This window comes from Candidatus Erwinia dacicola (assembly GCF_001756855.1).
GTDB classification, from domain to species: domain Bacteria; phylum Pseudomonadota; class Gammaproteobacteria; order Enterobacterales; family Enterobacteriaceae; genus Erwinia; species Erwinia dacicola.
Genome location: NZ_MAYS01000190.1, coordinates 1 through 5,001, shown reverse-complemented (window position 1 = coordinate 5,001; position 5,001 = coordinate 1). Strand labels below are relative to the sequence as shown.

The following is a 5,001-nucleotide window of genomic DNA, read 5'->3' as shown; positions in this document are numbered from 1 at the left end:
TGGCGAGTTTAAACAGTGCTGACTGTCAGCTGTGTGATTTAAAATAGCGCTAAAAATAATAAAATTAAAATAATTGTACACCATAGCCGATGTAGATGCTACCGGGCATTTGCCGACTTAAGTATCGGCATACTCCTATATATTAGTCTGATAATTGACATTTTTTTAAAATATTTTTCTCATGTTTACAATGATTTGTTATAAATGAGTAAAATGATTCATGCGATCATTGGCCGCCTGCGGCGTCTACCGCACAATGGATAATAACACGGTCAGCACCTGAATTCGCCGGGTGGATGACACTCACTTTTTGGCTTTTCGCTGGGGCCCTTATGACCAGACAATTACAAAAACCTGCCATTCTCAATGTTGAGCTCACAGCGCGATCGAAATTGTTCACGGTGGAATCGGTCGACCTTGAGTTCAGCAACGGCGAGCGCCGGGTTTATGAGCGCATGAGATCTCCAGGCCGGGAAGCTGTGCTGATCGTGCCGATTATCGATAATCATCTGATCCTGATCCAAGAGTACGCGGTCGGACTGGAGAGCTACGAACTGGGCTTTCCTAAAGGGTTGATCGACCCGGGTGAAACGCCGTTTGACGCTGCTAACCGCGAGCTAAAAGAGGAGGCGGGCTTTGGTGCGCATCAGCTGCAACATTTGAGCAAGTTGACCATGGCGCCGTCCTATTTCTCCAGCCAGATGAACATCGTGGTGGCGGAAGGGCTATACCCGGAAAAGTTGGAGGGTGACGAGCCGGAACCGCTGCCTCAGCTGCGCTGGTCGCTGGACAATCTGCTGGCGCTGCTGGATGAGCCAGACTTCCGCGAGGCGCGCAACGTCAGCGCGCTGTTCCTAGTGCGCGAGTGGCTGGTAAAGCAGGGCAGGTTAACGTACTAAAAATGCTGGGTGACTGCCCTGCATTTTTATATCAGAACAGCTCGTGACTTTCGCCGTTGTCCATCAGCGTGGTGCCCACGTCATGCACTGAATACTCCGTCGGCTGGGTGCCGTTGATAAAGTACTCGTCGCGAGTGTTGCCGCCGCCGTTCGCCAGCTTGCCGGTGCTGCGGTCAATCTTCACCGCCACTACCCCTTCCGGCGGTGTCAGCGGCTGCAACGGAACGCCGTCCAGCGCCGCTTTCATGTAATCATCTCAGGCTGGCTGTGCGCTCTTGGCGCCGCCTTCATAGCCGGAGATCTGATCTTTAATCGCCCCGGAAGCCGTGGTGCGCTCCAGATCGCGGCGGTGGTCGTCAAAGCCGATCCACACGGATGTCACCACCCCAGGACCGTAACCGGAGAACCAAGCATCCTTCGAGCTGTTAGGGTACCGGTTTTACCGCCGATATCATTACGCTTGAGGTCACGCCCAGCGCGCCAGCCGGTACCCATCCAGCCCGGTTCGCCGAAGATGTTGGAGTTCATCGCGCTCTTGATCAGGAACGACAGCGGCGTGTTAATCACGTGCGGTGCATACTCCGGCTGTTCGTCCTGCTTGTGCTGAGGAACCTGCTCCAGCTCCGGTTTCGGCACGGCAGGGTTCGTGCCTTCCTGCGAAACCGCGACGTTTTCCACGCTGTCTTCACTCAGCACCACCGCTTTTTTGGTTTCGCCGTAGATTACCGGCAAATTGCACTCCGGACAGGCCACTTTTGGTTTCTCTTCAAAAACTTTATTCCCATCTTCATCCTCGATGCGGGTAATAAAGTACGGGGCTACTAGGAAGCCGCCGTTAGCCATCACCGAGTACCCGCGCACCATCTGCAGCGGCGTAAAGGCCGCCGAGCCGAGCGCTAGTGATTCGGTGTGCACGATGTTCTGAGCCGGGAAGCCAAAGCGCTGTAAATATTCCGCGGCGTAGTCGACGCGCATGGCGCGCACCATCACCACGTTCTTAGACTCACCCAGCCCCTGACGCAGGCGAATCGGGCCGGCGTAGCTGTTAGGCGAGTTTTTCGGGTGCCAATCGGCACCGGCACCGGCATCCCAGCGGGAAATCGGCACATCGTTGAGGATCGATGCCAGCGTCAGGCTTCCATCCATGGCGGCAGTGTAGAGGAACGGTTTGATATTTGAACCGACCTGGCGCAGCGCTTGGGTCGCGCGGTTGAACTTGCTCAGGTTGAAGTCGAAACCGCCGACTGGCGCGCGTACTGCGCCGTCATGCGGGTCGAGCGACACCAGTGAAGAGTTCACGTCCGGCACCTGAGCCAGCTGCCAGTCGTTATCGACTTTTCGTACCCAGATCTGCTGGCCCGGCTGCAATACCTGGCTGACCGGGCGCGGAGTGGCACCCTGTAAGGTGTCGGACTTGTAAGGACGCGCCCAGCGAACCGCAGCCAGATTGAGCGCGATGTTGCTGCCGTCACGCATCGCCACAGTAGCTTCATCATTGCTGCTGGCGGTCACTACCGCCGGGAACAGCTGGCCGTAAACCGGCAGCGTTTTTAGGATCTGAGCGTGATCCGACGCAGGCTGGCCAGCTTTCCACAGTTCACTGGACGGGCCGCGATAGCCGTGGCGCATATCATAGGCAATGACGTTGTCCTGCACTGAGTCCTGCGCCGCCAGCTGCAGCTTGCGGGTCACGGTGGTGTAAACCTTGTAGCCGTCGTTATAGGCGTTCTTGCCATAACGTTTAGTCATCTCTCGGCGCACCATTTCGGTCAGATATGGTGCGGAGAAGGCGATTTCCGGTGCGTGATAGTGCGCCACCAGCGGCGTGTTGCGCGCTTCAGTGTGCTGCTCTTGGCTGATGTAATGCTGGTCAAGCATGCACGCCAGCACGGTGTTGCGGCGCTGTACGGCACGATCGTGCGAGTAAAGCGGGTTAAAGGTCGACGGCGCTTTAGGCAGGCCGGCGATCATCGCCATTTCACTCAACGACAGCTGATCAACATTCTTACCAAAGTAAACCTGTGCCGCAGCCCCCACGCCGTAAGCGCGATAGCCAAGGTAGACTTTGTTCAGATACAGCTCAAGGAGCTCGTCTTTACTCATCATCTGCTCAATGCGGATGGCGAGGAAAGCCTCCTTGATCTTACGCATCAGCTTGCGTTCGGGGCTGAGGAAGAAGTTACGCGCTAACTGCTGAGTGATGGTACTGGCACCCTGAGAAGCATGGCCCGAAACCAGTGCAATAGTGGCGGCACGGAAGATGCCGAACGGATCGACGCCATAGTGCTCATAAAAGCGGCTATCTTCGGTCGCGATGAAGGCTCTCGCCATCTGCGGCGGGATTTCCTGCAGGGTCAGGGGAATACGGCGTTTTTCACCGTACTGCGCGATAAGCTCGTTATCGGCACTGTAAATCTGCACAGGCGTCTGCAGACGCACATCTTTCAGCGTGGCGACATCAGGCAGCTGCGGCTTTATATATTTGTATAAACCATAGATCAAGCCTGCTCCCAGCAAAATGCAACACACTGCAAGGATCAATAAATACTTTACGAACTTCACCTGATATTTCCCATTTAAAGTCGATTGGGTAGTTTATAAACAATCGCGCGATAGTATAAAGGCAAGCCAGTCCCTTGGATACGTCCTTCTGTAACTGACGATAAGGAGATCGCGTCAATGGCTTTTTGGACATCGCAAGTTGGATTGGATATTCAAAACGGGCAGTTGTGCTCCCTAGGCATCCAGCGCCGTCGAAATGGCTGGCAGCTGCGCCACTGGTGACAGCATACGTTGCCGCAAGATACGTTAAGTCATGGCTTGGTGCAACGGCAGGACATTCTGATCACCCTGCTGCAGCGCTGGCGCAGGCAACTCCTTTCCCGTATCTCACTGCGGGTCGGTTTGCCGCCACAGCTGATGATGCAGCGCCAGCTGACTCTTCCGACCACGCAATTGCAATTGCACGAGCCAGAGCGTAGCAGCTATATAACGGTGGCGGCGAGGCGATTTTTCCCAATTGCACCGAAGGCGCTGGTGCCCGATTATCGCTGCGGGCGGGGAGTCGATGCACCTGTCTACCTGACGGCGGAGCGCCAGGAGGCGCTGCACAGCTGGCAAATAGAGCTGACTCCGGCCGCCCTGTTCGCGCTGGCAGACAGCCTACGGCTCGACCCTGCCACCACGCTAGTGCATCGCCTCAGCGACCACTGGCTGCGGTTCGCGCCGCAGCATCGCAAGCAGCCCTGGGACTAGTGCCCGCTGGATGATACCCCGGACTTCGCCACCCTGTAGCAAAGCAGCACGCTGTGGTACAGATCGGCTCTGGCGGAGAGCTGTCCGCCCTGCACTCAGCCACTTACCCCTTTAAGCGTGCTGCAGAGCTATCAGCCGCCGATGCCCGCTTGTGAGGGAGCGTTTGCCCTAGCGACCAAGCTGGCGCTGCGCCCGGAGGATTGCTGATGGTGTGGGTAAATCTGTTGCCCTAGCGACAGGCGGCTCTGCGGCAACGCGGGCGGTTGTGGGGCCTGCTGTCCTTGGGGGCCATGCTGATGCTGGTGGGTTTACTGCTGAGCGGGGTGGCACAGCGCCTCCTTAATGAGCAGCAGACGGAGGGGCTGGCGACAGGGTGAACCGCACTTAATCTGGCAACGCAACTGAAGGTCTGCAGCGTGGTGGCACAGCAGCAGCGTCAGCAGCGGCTGGCCCGCTGGCAGCAGTTTGCCAAGACGCACGGCGCGGCATTCCATGCCGATCTCTGGCTGCAGCAGATGGAAAAAGGCTAGCTCAGCCTTGAAATTAACGGCTTCGGTAGCAGCATTGAAAGCCTGCAGCTCCGCTTGCAGCTGGAGAATATGCCGATTTCTTGCTAGGTAACGCTGGGGCAGATACAGCGTAGTCGTGATCATGCGCTGGAATTCACCCTGCAGGCGCGGGTCGCCGGCGCTTAAGGATCGCGCTGATGACTAACCGCTGGTTGACCGGCTGGCTGCATCCGGCACAGCAGCAGAGCGAATCCGCTAAGGCGCATCTCTTCTCATACTCTAGGCGGCTGGCGCTAGAGTCTTAGGACGTGGTGTAAATTTGGCAGGATGGTAAGCGC

General features: G+C 56.8%; 3 protein-coding genes and 1 pseudogene. 2 read left to right on the top strand and 2 right to left on the bottom strand.

The window, feature by feature from the left end; all coding sequences use genetic code 11:
• The first annotated feature begins 332 nt into the window (after positions 1–332).
• Positions 333–899, top strand: coding sequence for an ADP compounds hydrolase NudE (gene nudE, locus BBW68_RS05930; protein WP_070134412.1), 567 nt, complete (start codon positions 333–335; stop codon positions 897–899).
• 31 nt (positions 900–930) lie between these two features.
• On the opposite strand, the pseudogene mrcA reads toward nudE, so the two are convergent.
• Positions 931–3,461 (bottom strand): annotated as a pseudogene (gene mrcA, locus BBW68_RS05925) (peptidoglycan glycosyltransferase/peptidoglycan DD-transpeptidase MrcA).
• Positions 3,462–3,719: 258 nt separating this feature from the next.
• Between mrcA and BBW68_RS19605 the strand changes: the two are divergent.
• Positions 3,720–4,154 carry a hypothetical protein gene (locus BBW68_RS19605; protein WP_245675214.1) on the top strand — a complete coding sequence of 145 codons (435 nt, stop codon included), beginning with the start codon at positions 3,720–3,722 and terminating at the stop codon, positions 4,152–4,154.
• A 308-nt stretch (positions 4,155–4,462) separates the two neighbouring features.
• Here the strand turns inward: BBW68_RS19605 and BBW68_RS05915 are convergent, their stop codons facing one another.
• A complete protein-coding gene (locus tag BBW68_RS05915) occupies positions 4,463–4,807 on the bottom strand; it encodes a hypothetical protein (RefSeq protein WP_070134411.1) in 345 nt (114 codons plus the stop codon).
• Positions 4,808–5,001: the final 194 nt, after the last annotated feature.

What these genes read in the sequence shown, in the direction of transcription:
- nudE (WP_070134412.1), top strand. Translation starts at nt 333, where the DNA reads ATGACCAGACAATTACAAAAACCTGCCATTCTCAATGTTGAGCTCACA.
- BBW68_RS05915 (WP_070134411.1), bottom strand. Translation starts at nt 4,807, where the DNA reads ATGATCACGACTACGCTGTATCTGCCCCAGCGTTACCTAGCAAGAAAT.